12 protein-coding genes are annotated in these 14,599 nt (G+C 63.2%); 5 read left to right on the top strand and 7 right to left on the bottom strand.

The window, feature by feature from the left end; genetic code table 11:
• The 6 genes from tssG to tssB all read right to left on the bottom strand — a co-directional run bounded on the left by tssG (nt 1) and on the right by tssB (nt 5,856).
• Nucleotides 1-1,026 (bottom strand): type VI secretion system baseplate subunit TssG, encoded by a 1,026-nt coding sequence (tssG, locus tag KJY40_RS17895; RefSeq protein WP_230731502.1) that lies wholly within the window; start codon nt 1,024-1,026, stop codon nt 1-3.
• Nucleotides 990-2,783, bottom strand: a complete 1,794-nt coding sequence (tssF, locus tag KJY40_RS17890; protein ID WP_230731500.1) for a type VI secretion system baseplate subunit TssF — start codon at nt 2,781-2,783, stop codon at nt 990-992. The genes tssG and tssF overlap by 37 nt, the downstream gene beginning before the upstream one ends.
• On the bottom strand, nt 2,767-3,210 hold the full coding sequence (tssE, locus tag KJY40_RS17885; RefSeq protein WP_230731498.1) for a type VI secretion system baseplate subunit TssE: 444 nt from the start codon (nt 3,208-3,210) through the stop codon (nt 2,767-2,769). Before tssE ends, tssF begins: the two co-directional genes overlap by 17 nt.
• Before the next feature lie 15 nt (nt 3,211-3,225).
• Complete coding sequence (locus tag KJY40_RS17880) at nt 3,226-3,723, bottom strand: Hcp family type VI secretion system effector (RefSeq protein ID WP_230731495.1); 498 nt, start codon at nt 3,721-3,723, stop codon at nt 3,226-3,228.
• Between the two features lie 76 nt (nt 3,724-3,799).
• On the bottom strand, nt 3,800-5,284 hold the full coding sequence (gene tssC, locus KJY40_RS17875; protein WP_039767165.1) for a type VI secretion system contractile sheath large subunit: 1,485 nt from the start codon (nt 5,282-5,284) through the stop codon (nt 3,800-3,802).
• Between the two features lie 29 nt (nt 5,285-5,313).
• Nucleotides 5,314-5,856 carry a type VI secretion system contractile sheath small subunit gene (tssB, locus tag KJY40_RS17870; protein ID WP_011334778.1) on the bottom strand — a complete coding sequence of 181 codons (543 nt, stop codon included), beginning with the start codon at nt 5,854-5,856 and terminating at the stop codon, nt 5,314-5,316.
• Nucleotides 5,857-6,084: 228 nt separating this feature from the next.
• On the opposite strand from tssB, the gene KJY40_RS17865 reads away from it, so the two are divergent.
• The 5 genes from KJY40_RS17865 to tssA are packed head-to-tail and all read left to right on the top strand — an operon-like array spanning nt 6,085 to nt 13,577.
• Nucleotides 6,085-6,531, top strand: a complete 447-nt coding sequence (locus KJY40_RS17865; RefSeq protein ID WP_230731494.1) for a type VI secretion protein — start codon at nt 6,085-6,087, stop codon at nt 6,529-6,531.
• 46 nt (nt 6,532-6,577) lie between these two features.
• Complete coding sequence (tssK, locus tag KJY40_RS17860; RefSeq protein WP_230731493.1) at nt 6,578-7,909, top strand: type VI secretion system baseplate subunit TssK; 1,332 nt, start codon at nt 6,578-6,580, stop codon at nt 7,907-7,909.
• Between the two features lie 18 nt (nt 7,910-7,927).
• On the top strand, nt 7,928-8,692 hold the full coding sequence (locus KJY40_RS17855) for a DotU/TssL family secretion system protein (protein ID WP_115078349.1): 765 nt from the start codon (nt 7,928-7,930) through the stop codon (nt 8,690-8,692).
• Entirely contained in the window at nt 8,689-12,492 is a 3,804-nt protein-coding gene (locus KJY40_RS17850; protein ID WP_230731492.1) for a type VI secretion system protein, read from the top strand. The genes KJY40_RS17855 and KJY40_RS17850 overlap by 4 nt, the downstream gene beginning before the upstream one ends.
• Nucleotides 12,489-13,577, top strand: coding sequence for a type VI secretion system protein TssA (gene tssA, locus KJY40_RS17845; protein WP_230731491.1), 1,089 nt, complete (start codon nt 12,489-12,491; stop codon nt 13,575-13,577). The genes KJY40_RS17850 and tssA overlap by 4 nt, the downstream gene beginning before the upstream one ends.
• Here the strand turns inward: tssA and KJY40_RS17840 are convergent.
• Entirely contained in the window at nt 13,574-14,542 is a 969-nt protein-coding gene (locus tag KJY40_RS17840; RefSeq protein WP_230731490.1) for a 2-hydroxyacid dehydrogenase, read from the bottom strand. The genes tssA and KJY40_RS17840 overlap by 4 nt on opposite strands.
• Nucleotides 14,543-14,599 lie beyond the last annotated feature (57 nt).

Below are 14,599 nucleotides of genomic sequence, written 5' to 3'. Positions count from 1 at the left end.
TCAGGTGATCTCCAGCTGACGCAGGCGGGTTTCGATCCGTTGCACGGTCAGGCTGGTCTGACGTTGCAGGCCACCGTTCCAGTTCAGCAGGGCCGGGGATTGTCGACCGAGTTGCAGTGGCCCGGCGCCGCGCACCAGCAGCACCAGTTTCACGTCCAGATCAGGGCCGAAATACAACGCTGCCAGGCTGGCCAGTGCCGGATGCGCTTCGCCGTCCGGCAAGAAGCGCGCGGCCTGCGTCGATGGCAGCGGCCCCAGCGTCAGACGAATGCCGGCATGTTCATCCCAGACCCGAGTCCCGGCGACAGCGCTGCGGCCGAGTTGCAGATTGCGTCCGCCAGCCTTCATGACGCTGCGGCTGGCACGTGGAATCTCACGCCACGCCCCTTCATGGGCGCTCAGTTCCACCGCCACGGAAAACTGCTCGCTGACAATCGCCGCGAACCCCGCCAACGACCGGCGGCCATCGGCGTACAACGCCGTGCAGGCCAGAACGGCGCAGTCGGGAATCGCCTGGCGTTCCTGCAAGGATTTTGGCAGCAACCCGGTCAGCGCCCGCAGTTGCGCCTGCACCGGCGAGGCGCCGGGCGTGGTGAAACCGAGGGCGATCCGGTGTTTGCGCATCACCTTGTACAGCAGGCTGAGCAACCGATGCTGGAACAGGTCGAGGAACTCGGCGGGCGCGTGATCTTTGGCCCGTGCCCGTTGTTGCAGCCATTCCTGATAGGCGTAAGGCAGCGGGCCGTCGGGGCCGCCGAGGCCGAACATCGGCGAGTTCAGGGTCAGCGGTTCACCGGGATTCTCCTCCAGGCTTTCGATCTGGCTGGCGGCGAACAACGGCGTCAGCGGCCCGCGCAGTTTCAACGCTTCGGCCTGAGGGGATGTGCCCGAACCGAGCGCGTCGGCCTGCGGCTGTTCGCGCTCCAGCAACAGCAACGCCTGCAACCACTCGAACGCCTGCGGATCGCGGCGCAGGCGTTGGCTCAGGGTCAGAGCGACAGGGGCATGCCGGCTTGGGGTTGCCATGCCTTGACCTCCTTGTCTGCCTGCATGAGCACCGTGCGCACAAAGCGATTGGCCGTGGCGTACACCGAAAAGAATTGCGCGAGCACCGCTGAAAACAACACCGCGCTGCTGCCGACGAAATGCTGCGGGTCGAGCTGTAACTGCACTTCAAGTCCGTTGCGCCAGCCGCGCCAGGCATCGGCGCCGACATGGCCGATCACCCGCTCGCAACCCAGGCTCAGCAAACCTTCGATCTGACGCAGGGCGCTGGCCTCATCGCGCAGATTGTGCAGGGTCAGGATTTCCTTCAGCGCATCCAGCGCCTGCGGCCCTTCGACCAGCGATAGATGATTGAGGGTCAGTTGTGAGACCAGCCGCCAGCGCGAATCACCATTCAGTCGCGGCAGGCTTTGCGGGCTCGGTGGATTGCGCAGGCGTGCCCACGCCACCGGGCCCGGCCGTTCGAAACCCAGCGGCGTACCGGCGGGCAGGCTCTGGGCCAGATGCCGATTGGTGCAGAGCAGTTCGGCGGTGAGGCTGTAATCGGGCAGGTCGGTCTGCGGTTCGAAACGGGTGTCGACGACGCTGACCAGAAGGTCGCTGCCGAGCCGGTTCGGCGTCTGTCCGTTGACCCGTCGCGCATGCCAGTAACGTTGCCGGTCACCGCTGCTGTGCTGGCTGCCGAAATACGCCGGCAGCCGCTGCACACCGCTGGCGGAACTGGCGCGCACGCTGCGGATACTGTGGATTTCGACGCTGTTTTCCCGGTGGCTGTCGGCGACCAGTCGATACTCGCTGCGGGTGCCGTCCGGGCGCAGTGGCTCCGAGGTGCGCGGGAACAGGTTGATCACCGGCGCGCAGCCGAGGGCGATATCGCTGGCCTGCAAATGCAGGCGACCGGCCGGAGCCCGATCAAAAACGATGTACAGATACAACGTCTGGCTGTCGCTGGACACGCCGGACAGTGGCAGATCAAAGAAGTGGAATTTGTCCGGGAACGCGAAGTACTCGGCCAGCAGACGCATGCCCGGATGCACGCCGTCTTCGTCCGGCAGCAGCACTTCGTCGTCGGCGAAACCGACGATCTTCGGCAGGCCTTTGACGCCGGCGGGAATGTTCCCCGGCGAGCCGGCCAGCACCTGCACGGCGTGGGCGCCGAGCAGGTCATAGAGGCTGGCGTTGACCACCGGTGACGCGGCCAGGTGAATGCGCAGCTGTTCGATGCCAAGTTCCGACCACTGACTGTCGCCGAGGCAACGCAGACTCAGGCGCAACGCCGAGCGGGACTGCGCCACACCGGTCAGCGCCTGCGCTTCATCGCTGCCCAGCAACAGGGCTTCGCTGATTTCGACCGGCCACAATCGCACGGCGGCACTGGTGCGAAAATGAATGCTTTCGCCTTTGCCGGTGGTGACGAACAGCGGCGTATCCCGGGGCAGGGGATAGCCGCCGTCGAGGTTGCCTTTGCTCGGATCCGGTTCGAACTGCACGATCGCGCACGACGGCAGCGGGCGCATGGCCAGGGGATAAAGCTGTTCGAGCAGCGCGTCGCTGAATTCGGCGTAGTCGTCATCCAGCCGTCGTTGCAGGCGTGCGGCGAGCAGGGCGAATCCTTCGAGCAAGCGTTCGACGTGCGGGTCGGGGCATTCGCCGGGGGACAGTTCCAGACGTCGCGCGACTTTCGGATAACGCTCGGCAAACTGTCCGCCAGCATGTCGCAGCCAGGTCAGTTCGCGCTGGTAGTAGTCGAGCAGTTGCGGGTCAATCGAGTCGCTCATGGCGCACCTCCAGCCCTTCGTTGCCGGGCTCGATGACAAACGCCACCGGCCAGTGTTGCTGGCTGCTGCGCAACTCGCCGAGCAGGCGGATGCTTAATCGTTGTGGCTGTTCGGGGAGGGGATTGACCTGAACCTCGCCCAGCAGCAGGCGCGGTTCGAAATGGGTGACCGCTTCACGGATATCCCGCGCCAGCCGACGCCGGTCATCGCTGCGCTGCTGTTGCAGGGCGCTCCAGTCGGCGATGCCGTAGTCGATGACGCTGGGCGGGGAGGTCAGGGTGCGCGGGCCACGGCGGGTGTTGAACAGGCGCCCGAGCTCGGTGTACACCGAGTCAAGCAAATCCTGCCGATCGAACTCCCGCGCCCCGTCGCTCTCGCTCGAGGCGAGGCGTTCGAAAAGCGGTGGAAGTAAGCCGGTGCCTGCCATGGCCGCGCCGCCGGGTTAGCTGACGAGCTTGTTGGCGGCCATGTCCCAGGTCGAGGCAGCCGTGCCTTCCTTGGTGCCGTCGTCTTTCTGCGCGGTGAGCTCCCATTTGATCTTGGTGAAGTTCAGGGACAGGGTTTCCACCGGTTTGCCGCCGGTACCGCCACTGACGCTGACGTTGGAAATCACCACGTTGGTCAGGGTGTAGACGATGAACGGCAGCAGTTGCCCGCTGCCTTCGGCGGCGTTGCGGCCGATGGTGATCTTGGCTTCCGGGATCGGTTTGCCGGCGCAGCAGTATTCGTTGAGCGACGGTGTGGACGTGTCGACGAATTTGGTCAGGGTGAACTCGCCGACATGGGGTTTGCCGGAGGTGCGCTCCGAGTTGCTGACGTCGTTGGTGACTTGCATCGCCACGTTGTGGCTGTAGGACATGACTTCGATCTTGTCCGCGAAACCCTCGAGCAAACTGTCGCCTTTGATGTCGCCGCCGAGGTCGAGAATGATTGCATCCATCGCTTGAAACTCCTGAAAGGTGTCGTGCCAGGCAAACAGGGAAACGCCCGCAAGGGATCCTGCGGGCGTGTACTGGTCAGGCGGCTACCGGTGGCGGAAGGGTCGCGACCAGGCGGATCGACGCGGTCAGCTCTTCGAGCTGGAAGTGCGGCCGCAGGAATACTGTCGCGCGATAGGCACCGGGCTTGCCGGCGACTTCGGTGACGTCCACCCGCGCTTCACGCAACGGGTACTGCGCCTTGATTTCCTGCGGTGCGTTGTCGTTGATCAGCACGTAGTCGGCGATCCAGTTGTTGAGGTAGGTCTGCACGTTGTCGCGGGTCATGAAGCTGCCGACCTTGTCGCGCATGATCACCTTCAGGTAGTGGGCGAATCGCGACGCCGCGAGCACGTACGGCAGCATCGCCGAGATCCGTGCGTTGGCATTGGCCTCGTTGGTGTTGTAGACCTTGGATTTGTTGGTGGTCTGGCCGCCGAAGAACACCGCGATGTCGCTGTTCTTTTTGTGGCACAGGGCGATGAAGCCGAGGTCGTTGAGTTCCTTCTCGCGGCGGTCGGTGATCGCCACTTCGGTCGGGCATTTGAGCGACAGATCACCGGAGCTGGTGCGGAAGGTGTGCGCCGGCAAGCCTTCGACAGCGCCGCCGCCTTCAGCGCCACGGATCGCCGCGCACCAGCCGTATTTGGCAAAGGCTTCGGTGATGCGTTGCGACAGCGCCCACGCGGCGTTGCCCCACAGGTATTTGCTGTGGTCGGTGCCGTTGGTGTCCTCGACGTAGTTGATGCCTTCCACCGGCGAGGTGTCCGGGCCGTAAGGCAGGCGCAGCAGGAAGTGCGGCAGCACCAGCGAGACGTAACGCGAGTCTTCGCTTTCACGGAACGAGCGCCACTTGATCAGCTCCTGGCTCTCGAACACTTTTGACAGGTCACGCGGCACGGCCAGTTCGGTGAAGCTGTTCATGTCGAACAGACGCGGGCTGGCGGCAGCGATGAAGGGCGCGTGGGCAGCGGCGGCAACGTTCGACAGTTTCTCCAGCAGGCCGATGTCCTGCGGGTGCCGGCCGAAAGTGTAGTCACCCACCAGCAGGCTGAACGGGTGGCCACCGAAGGTGCCGTATTCCTCTTCGTAGATCTTTTTGAACAGCGCGCTCTGGTCGAACTCGACGGCTTTTTCCAGATCGTTCTGCAGCTCCTTCTGGGTCACGTTGAGCAGGCGCAGTTTCAACCGGGTGCTGGTTTCGGTGTTCTGCACCAGCATGTGCAGGCCACGCCAGGACGCTTCGAGTTTTTGCAGGTCCGGGTGGTGCAGCACTTCGTTGAGCTGGGCGCTGATCAGCTCGTCGATCTGGCTGATGCGGTCGTTGATCATCGCCACGGTGTCCTTGTCGATGGCCATGCCTTCGTCGAGCACCTGGGTGGCGAATTCCGCGAGCATGTCGCGGGCGTAGTCCTGCTGGCTGTCGTCATGGGCCATGCGGCCCTCGGCGATGATTCGATCGAGCAGGGATAAAGTCTCGGCAGCAGCATTTTCGCTGGCTTGATTCTGGGCGGCGGCGGGCATGGCGAATTCTTCCTCGGTCAGGTGGACGATCAGGCTTGCGGTTCGGCCGGAGCTTCGGTATCAGCGGCCGGGACAGCGGTGTCCGGGCGGGCCGACTTGATCTCTTGCAGGCCTTCGGTATTGGCGATCACGTCGCGCAGCAGCTTGTCGAGATCGTCGTTGCCGTCGAGTTTGGTCAGCAGGTCGCGCAGACGCTGGCGGGCTTCGAACAGGCGCCGCAGCGGGGTGACCTGCTCCACCACCTTGACCGGGTCGAAGTCGTCGATGTGCTTGAAGTTGAGTTCGATGTTGAGCTTGCTGTCGTCGCCGCTGAGGGTGTTGTTGACTTGCAACGTGGCGCGGGGAGCGATAGAGGCGAGGACGTCGTTGAAGTTGTCGCGGTCGATTTCGGTGAAACGGCGTTCGGTCAGTTTTGCCAATGGTTCGAGCGGCTTGCCCGAGAGGTCGGCCAGGATGCCGACCACCAGCGGCAATTCCTTTTTCTCGATAGCGTTGCCGATTTCGACGTCATAGGTGATTTGCACTCGGGGCGGGCGAACCCGGTCGAGCTTGTGCTGGGTACTTTCTGCCATGTCGGCGGACTCCGATGCGATGAGCGGGCGCAATGCATCGGGGAGGCCCGTTCATCGCTTTCCCTTGCTGGACCACAGGTTAGAAAGGGTGGCAGATGACCTGTCGTTCCTTTGACAAACCTTCCTCATTCGGCTGTAGGAACCGAACTACCCAAGACGCTAGAACAGGTCTATAAAAATGCAAGCGAAAAACTTTTTTGGACTGATTGGTGAAAAGGAAAATTCATTTTGTCTGCACGACTTTTTCTAACGATTGGGTTTGCGCTGCTCGCCGGCTGTTCGTTTTTCGGGCCGAAAGTCGATCTCGACAGCCTGACTCTCGACGTCGCACCCAAGGCCAATGACGACACCCCGATCGCCGTGGATTTCATCGCGGTCAACGATCCGGATCTGCTCAAGCAACTGTCGGGCATCAGTGCCCGCCAGTGGTTTGCCGAGCGCGAGCAGTATCAGCGCGACTATCGTCAGCTGATGAGCGTGTGGGGGCTGGAGCTGGTGCCGGGGCAATTCATCGACCGCCAGCCGTTCCCTTTGGGGGGCAAGCGGGCGGCTGGACTTTTGGTCTTCGCCAGCTATAACACTCCCGGAGCGCACCGCCTGCGGCTGGACGATCAGAGCGACGCATGGCTCAAGTTCGACAGTCGCGAGATGAGCCTGGTCAGCAAGGGAAACTGAAACACACCGTCCGCCGCCGGTTCGCGGTGCAGTCGAAGGGAGTCGTATGAGTCTGCTACCTGACGCGGTCTGCTGGCATGAAGGCATGCAATTGCTGCCACAGCACTTTCAGTTACAGGGCCTGCGGGCCGAGGCGCTCGGTGCGCATCTGGCCCAGGCGTGCAACCCGTGGTTTTTCGGCGTCAGTCACATGGAGTTCGACCCGTCGGCGATGAGCGCCGGAGTAGTGCGGGTGCTGTCGTTGCAAGGGACGATGCCGGACGGTCTGCCGGTCAATCTGCAAGTCGGCGTCGATCCGACGCTGGAACTGGATGTCGGCCCGGCGATTGACGCCACGGACGATGCGACGGTGACGGTTTATCTGGCGATCAGTCCGCTGTGGCGCGCCGGTCAGTTGCTGCCACTCAAGGGGCGTCTGCAATCGGTGGTCGGTGAGGCATTGCCGGATCTCACCAGCGGCGAATTTCCTGAATCGATCACGGTGTGGCGTCCCAATCCACGGCTGTGTACGCAACTCAACAAAGCGGATTCAATCTGCCTGCCGCTGCTGAAAATCCGCAAGGAGGGCGGCGGTTTTCTGCCGTTGCCGTACACGCCGCCGACACCGGTCCTGCTGCCGGAATCCCCCTTGGGTCGGCGAGTGGCCGGGCTCTGTGCGCGGGCGCGGGAGAAGTGTCTGTTTCTTGGCGGGCGATTGCGTCAGGCGCAACAGGCCGGCAATCAGGATGACGCGCTGGAAATCCGTCGGCAGATGACGGCGCTGTGGGCGCGCTTGCCGGAAGTGGAAGGGGCGCTGATCAGTCGTGTCGCTCATCCGCAAAGCCTTTATGTGCAACTGCTGGGACTTGCTGGCGCGTGGTCGGCGCTGGATCCGCTGGCGGGTGTACCGGCTTTTGCGCCACTGGATTTTCTCGAATTGCAGCGCGGTTACGAACCGCTGCTCGACTGGCTGGAAAACACTCTGGAACTGATCCGCGCCGGTTATCGCAGCATCGCGTTCGAGCGCGGCGAGCAGAGTTTTTCCATTCAGTTGCCGGACGAGCAACCGAGCCAGCGTCTGGTCATCGGCCTGCGCATGCCCAACGGTGCCAGCGAGCAGGCCGCCGGCGAATGGCTGCGCGGCGCGATCATCGCTTCGGCGCCGCACATCGCGTTGCTCAGCCGCCAACGCATGAGCGGTCTGACGCATCAGGCCATGAGCCGAAGCGAGCAGGTGGCTTACAGCGTCGGCGACGACACCCGGCTGTTCGTGGTGACCGCCGAAGGTAGCTGGTTCGACGCGCAACTGCCGCTGATGATCGCCGCGCCAGCCACCAAACTGACCAGCAGTCCGTGGCAAGTGGTGTTGTTTGTCGCCCAGAACAGTGAACGTGCCTGACCACACAAGGAACGTCGTATGTCGCAAGGAAGTGCCGCAAGCCTCGGGTTGCAGGACGCTCCGCTGAGCAGTGCGTTCCGCGAGACCTGGCAGCAGTGGTCGCAGGACTGGAGCCAGTTGCCCAAGGACAGCGAGGACGAGGCGGCGCTGGTCGAAACCGTGGTCGAACTCTCGACCCAGGCTTCGCAACGGCTGTGGCGCACCGCGTTTGCCCGGGTCGGCGATTCGGCGACCGAGCAGGTCAAGGCGCTGGTGTATGCCTTTGTCGCGCTGGTCGATGAAACCCTGCTGTTCAGCCCGTGGCCGGGCCAGAGTGCCTGGCAGGAAAAACCCCTGGAGTCGCGGCTGTATTCCAGCCGTCAGGCCGGCGAGCAAGTGCCGGCGGCGATCCAGACCTTGCTCGATGAGCAACAGCCCACCACCCGCGATCTGGCCAACGTCTATTTGCAGTGCCTGATCCTCGGTTTCCACGGACGCCTGCGCGGTGAGCTGGGCCAGGTGCAACGGGAAAAATGGCGGCGGGCCCTGTTCATGTTTGCCTGGCAGGACGAGGCCGATTACGCGGCTGTCAGCCAGCGACTGGTACAGCCTTCGCTGGCGACACCCTTGCAGTTGCCGGTGCGCACGGCGTTGCCCGACGGCTTTCGTCTGGCGCTGGGCATTCTGGCGATGATTCTGCTGCTGACAGGGCTCGGGCAATTTCTGTGGCGCGACATCCGTCAGGAACTCGAGCCGGTGTTGCAGGCGCCCGACACGCTGACGGCGCCGGAGCAAGACTCATGAGTACCCTGACGATCGTGGCCTGGGTGGTCGCCATTCTTCTGCTGCTGGTGATCATCGCGGTAGCGGTGTGGTGGCTGCGCACTCAGAGCGGTGCGGCGATCCGCAGTTTCTACGCTGCCGTGCGGCACATGGAGCAGGAGCAGGGCGCCCACGACCGGTATCAGATGCCGTGGCTGCTGATGCTCGGCGATGAGACCCAGGGCACCCAACTCGCCACTCAATGGCGTCTGCAGCCCACCGACAAACCGGCGTGGTTCGGTCGCTGGTGGTCCGATTCCGAAGGCGCGGTGCTGGTGGTGCCGCAGGCGCTGTTTCTGCCGGAAGAAGGCATGCACCTGCAACGCGGTGGCTGGTGGCGTCTGCTGGGGTTGATCCTGCGCCTGCGCAGCAAGCGTCCGCTGGACGGGGTGATCTGGACGGTGCCGGTCAGTCGGTTGAGCAATCTGGAACAGGCCACGCAACTGGGACTGGCGGCACGTCGGCGTTTTATCGATCTGTTGCAGCGTTTTGGTCTGAGCCTGCCGGTGTACGTGGTCATCACCGGGCTGGAAGAACTGCCGGGATTTCAGGAACTGATCAGCGCCTTGCCGGACGAGGCTCGCGATCGCACCTTGGGCTGGTCGTCGCCCTATGCGCGCGATGCGGTGTGGCAGGGGCAATGGAGCGATCAGGCGCTGGATCGGTTGCATCGTGCGGTGGCGGAAGCGGTGATCGAAATCGGCACCTTGTCCGGGCAGCTGAGTGCTGACCTGTACGCCTTGCCAGAGCGTCTGGAAACCCTGCGCCGTGGTTTGCAGAACGTCCTTGAACCGGTGTTTCAAGGCAACGCCCAGGGCGAGGCACCGTGTTTTCGTGGGGTTTACCTGACGGCCAATCAGCCGGCCGAGGATGCGCTGGATGGTTTTTCTGCCGATGACAGCGGCCTGCAGCAAAGTGCGTTTGTCCGTCAATTGTGGCGCCAGCGGATAGTCGGCGAACGCGGACTGGCCCAGGGTGTGCCGCGACTGTTGCGCCTGCGTCAGCGCTGGCAGCGAGTGACCGCCGGGGTGGCGCTGGTGATCGGCGTGGGGTGGGCAGTGGCGATGCTCTGGGTCTGGCAGGCGTCGGTCAAGGATGCCCATGAACTGGCGCGGCTGCTGCACGGCGCGCAGAAGAATTACGTGGCAGTCATCGACGACGAACATCGGGTCGAGCCGACCCGGCGCAACGTGCAGAATTTCTGGCGGGTGCTGGAGCGGGCGCCGCACTGGCACTACGTTTCGCTGGCCTTTCCGACGTCGTGGTTTTCCTCGCTGGACGTGCGACTCGAACAGGAAGTGTTCAGGTCGACTCAGCGCCACATGCTGCAACCGCTGCACGAACTGCTGGTCGCGGAGCTGGCGAAAATCAAGGCGATCCGCGAAACCGACCGGCGCACCAGCGTCGAAAGCGAAGACCCGGCGCAGTGGCAGAATTATCAGAAGGCTACGGATCTGGTCGAGCGAGCCTTGCGTCTGGAACAACAGAACCAGTTGTTCGCCCAGGTGCAGAACAATCAGCGGGCGCCACTGGAGGATCTGGCGCAACTGAGCAACAGCGCGCTGTCGCTGAACCTCAACGCCGGCACTTTGCCCCACGCCGCCTACTACAACCGGCTGCTCGTGGCCAGTGATGGCGGCGACTTGCAGGCGCTGGATCTGAGCGTTGAACGACCGCTGATCGTGAGCAATTTCACCGGGCTGATGGAGCGCTGGCTCGATCAGTATTTTCTGGCGGACAACTTCGTCAGCAAGGCCGGCTACCTGAAATTGCACCTGGAACAACTTGAAGCCGGCAGTGGCAACAGCCTGCCCGAACTGGAAGAGCTGCGAGCGCTGATCGATGACCTGCATGCGGCGATTGCCCTGACCAACTCGACCTGGAGTCGCGGCAAGGGCCAGGAGCTGGTGCTGGGTTATCGCGAGTTTCTCGACAAGGTGCGCAAGAGTTCATTGCTGGGCCCGACGGTCGAACAGCAGCTCGATGCACAGGCCGGCAAGTTGCAGCAGAGTTTTCGCGATCAATGGATCGCCCAGGTGGGTTCGCGGGGCAATTTGCTGGTGCAGCAGGGCAGCGGGCAACTGGCGCTGCAGGATCAGGTCGTCAAGCTCGACAATGCCGTGCAGGCGCTGTTCAAGCGCGACTTCGTTTCGATTGCGCTACGGGCGAGCCAGGACAGCGTCAACCGGCAAGGCCAGACCGTGGACAGTGATGACCTTAATGAGTCACTGAATTATTTCGCCAGCTATAAGAGCTACGTCGCCGAAGAGCTGCCGCGGATTCCGCCGGACTATCGCGACGCATTGCTGAAAGCGGCCGAAACCGCCGCCGCGCAGGCGATGTGGTTGAGTCTCAAGGATCACGATGACCAGACTCATCCCTACGAGGTGTTCAACGTGCAGGCCGTGCAGGCAATGAACCTGCAAAAGGCTTTTGTCGAGGTGCATCGTGCCGATCTGGCGGCGCTTTTGCAGGGTGCGTTGAACCGCCGCGCCATGGCGCAGATTGTCGGCGGTCTGAATGAGATTACCGAGCAGCCGTTGTTCGGAGGCCGTACGGAAATCAGCCAGTGGGACGGTTCGAAAAACCTCGGTTTGCAACTCTACGGCGCCAGCGACGTGCAGGAGCTGAAGCTGAGTCTCAAGCAGCAATTCAACACCATGCTCGGCATCATTGAGCGTCGTGCCCCGGCCCTGGAATGGTTGAAGACCCAGCAGGGCAATCTGTCGGCGCTCGACTACGAGCGCGTGACCCAGTTCAGCGCGCTGAACGATGACTTGCTCAAGTACAAGGAGTCGAACCCGGCCAGTTCGCCGGCGCAGATCGAACAACTGGTCAGCCGTGATTTCATTGAAATGGACACCGGCTCCTGCGTGCAGATGTTGCAGACGGCCAATGTGAACGGCGGGCGTGGCACCCTGGCGATGCGCGCGGTGGAGTTGCAACAATCGGCCCTGCAACGCTGCCAGTTTCTGCAACAGCAACAGGCGGCCACCGCGTGGAACGAGCTGGCCACCTATTTCAATCAATACCTGGCCGACCGCTTTCCGTTTGCCAATGGCGTGCAGGCCCAGGATGCCGACCCGGCGCGGGTTCAGCACTTTCTGGAAATCATCGACAAGCGCTTGCCGGTGGCCCAGGCCGGACTGGTCCTGAGCCAGACCCCGGAGCGGCTGGCGGCAGAAGATTTTCTCAACCGGGTGAAGCAGGCCAGCGTCTGGCTGACCCCGCTGTTCGTGCGGGACAAGAGCGGCATTCTCGGCGTCGAGCTGGACGTGCGCTGGCGTACCGATCGCGAGGAAGAGAAGGGCGCCGATCAGGTGATTGCCTGGGGCTTGCTGGCCGGCAATCAGCAGATCAGCTATCCCGCCGCCGATCAGCCGAACCTGCGCTGGATGCCTGGTCAACCGATTCGCCTGACCTTGCGATGGGCGCGCAACGGCAAGGAGCGTCCGGTCAACGACCCGCTGCAACCGAACCTGGTGGTGCGTGATCTGGAGGCCGGTTGGGAGTATGGCGGGCCGTGGTCGCTGCTGCGCCTGATGCGCGCGCACTTCTCGGTGCAGCGCCAGCCAAGCATGGATTACACCGATTTTCCGCTGAGCCTGCGTCTGCCGGTCACCGCGCAGAACGACAGCGTCACCAGCGAATTCACCCGGATGTTCGTACGCGTTTCGCTGATGAGCCAGGGCTCGAAACTGCCGTTGTCGATTCCGCCGTTGCCGACCCGCGCGCCGCGTTCACCGTTCCAGGTGACCGGATCGCAGAAGGAGGATTTGTGAGCCTGCCCTCGACCCCGTTGCCGGACCTGATCGATCAGTTGCTCGCGCCCATCAGTGACGATGCGCCCTGTGGTGCGGATCTACGCTATGAGCGCGAGTACGACCAATTGCGCGACCTGCGTCGCGAGGATGACGCGAGTCTGCCCACGGGTGTCTGGCAATCGACCCTGAAACGGGCCAACTGGCCGGAAGTCGAGCGGCTGACCACCGCGTTATTGCTCGAACGCAGCAAGGACCTGATGCTCAGCGCCTGGCTGGGTGAAGCCTGGCTGCACTTGCAGGCACTTGATGGACTGCCGGGCAGTCTGGCGCTGATTGCCGGTCTGTGTGAGCGCTATCCCGAACAATTGCACCCGCAGGCCGACGACGGTGACCAGTCGTGGCGGGCGATTCCGCTGGAGTGGCTGGTGCGTCGCTACAGCGAAGTGCTGCTGACCCGGGTGCCTTTGTTTGGCACGCACAACAGCGACTTTGAGGGTTACACCCTCGAAACCTGGCGGCGGATTCAGGTGCAGCAGGTGCAGGCCAACGACTCCAAAGGCGCGAAAGCGTCGGCCGAAACTGCGCGCAGCGAACACAAGAAACTCATCGAACAGGTACGGGCCACGCCCATGGCGTTCTGGCTGCGCCATCAAGGCAATCTGCTGCTGAGCCTGCAACACCTGCAGCGTCTGGAGGGCTGGTGCGATGCGTATCTGGGGGATCAGGGGCCGGGGCTCGGACCGTTGCAGGACACCCTTCAAGCGTTGCTGACCCTCGTTCAGGAGTTCATCGCCATGCACCCACAGCAACCACTGTCGGCACCTCCGCCTGCGCCGGTCGCGGTCTCGCCGGTTGAAGCGTCGGTCACGGCCACGCCCGAAGCCGCGCCAGCGCCGCGCGAACCGGCCAGTCGAGAAGAGGCTTATCGGCAATTGCTGTTGATCGCCGAGTACCTGGCCCGCACCGAGCCCCACAGCCCGGTGCCGTATCTGATCCGGCGCGGAGTGGAGTGGGGCAACAAGCCGTTGAGCGAATTGCTCGGCGAGCTGATTTCGGCAGACGCCGAATCCCGGCGTCTTTGGACTTTGCTCGGCGTGCTTTAGTGCACGCGCTGGTTGTTCAGTTTTGGCGGTAGCTGGAGCGGTGTCAGCACCGGTTGCCCGGAGAAGAACGCCACCAGATTCTTGCCCACCAGCTCAACGGTGCCTTGGGTGGCTTCCGGTGACAGCCCGGCGACGTGCGGGGTCAGAAGCACATTGCTCAGGCCCTTCAGTGCATCGGGTACTTGTGGTTCGTGATCGAACACATCCAAAGCCGCCCCCGCGATTCGCCGTTGTTCCAGCGCGCTGATCAGGTCGGCGGTGGCGATCACGCTGGCGCGGGCAATGTTGACGATAAAACCGTTGGGCCCCAAAGCATCGAGCACCGGACGGGTCACCAGATGCTGGCTGCCGATGCCGCCGGGCGTGGCGACCACCAGAAAGTCCGAGGCCCGGGCCAGTTCGGTCGGGGTCGAGCAGAACGCGTAAGGCACGTCACTGCGAACCTGACGGTTGTGGTAGCTGATCTGCATGTCGAAGCCCTGGCCCGCGCGTTTGGCGATCGCCATGCCAACCGCACCCAATCCGAGAATCCCCAGACGCTTGCCGGCCAGCGACGGGCGCATGATCTTCGGCCATTCGCCCCGACGCACCGCCGCATCGCAGCGCGGAATGTCACGCACCAGCGCCAGCAGCATCGCCATGGCGTGGTCGGCCACCGATGAAGCGTTGACGCCGGCGCCGTTGGTGACGGTCAGACCCCGGTCGCTGGCAGCTTGCAGGTCGACCTGCTCGTAACCGGCGCCGATCACACAGATGATTTTCAACGCGGGCAAGGCCGCGATCTCTTCAGCATATAAACCCAGCGGGCCACGGGTCAGCACCGCGTCGATCCGCGCGCCGTGGGTGGCGATGGCTTGCGCGCGCTCGGCAGGGGTCGGCGCGAGAATCAGGTGAAAACCCTGACGCTCGAGAATCGGCAAATAGTCATTGATGGTTTCAACCAGTACCAGAACGGTGGCGGGCATTGCTCGGCTCCTGTGATCGTCGGTCTTAGGGCGCAAAAGTCGGTTCAGAGTGCTGAT

Source organism: Pseudomonas fitomaticsae, from assembly GCF_021018765.1.
Classification (GTDB): Bacteria; Pseudomonadota; Gammaproteobacteria; order Pseudomonadales; family Pseudomonadaceae; genus Aquipseudomonas; species Aquipseudomonas fitomaticsae.
The sequence above is the reverse complement of the archived record's forward strand: the minus strand, read 5'-3'. Positions and strand labels throughout refer to the sequence as shown.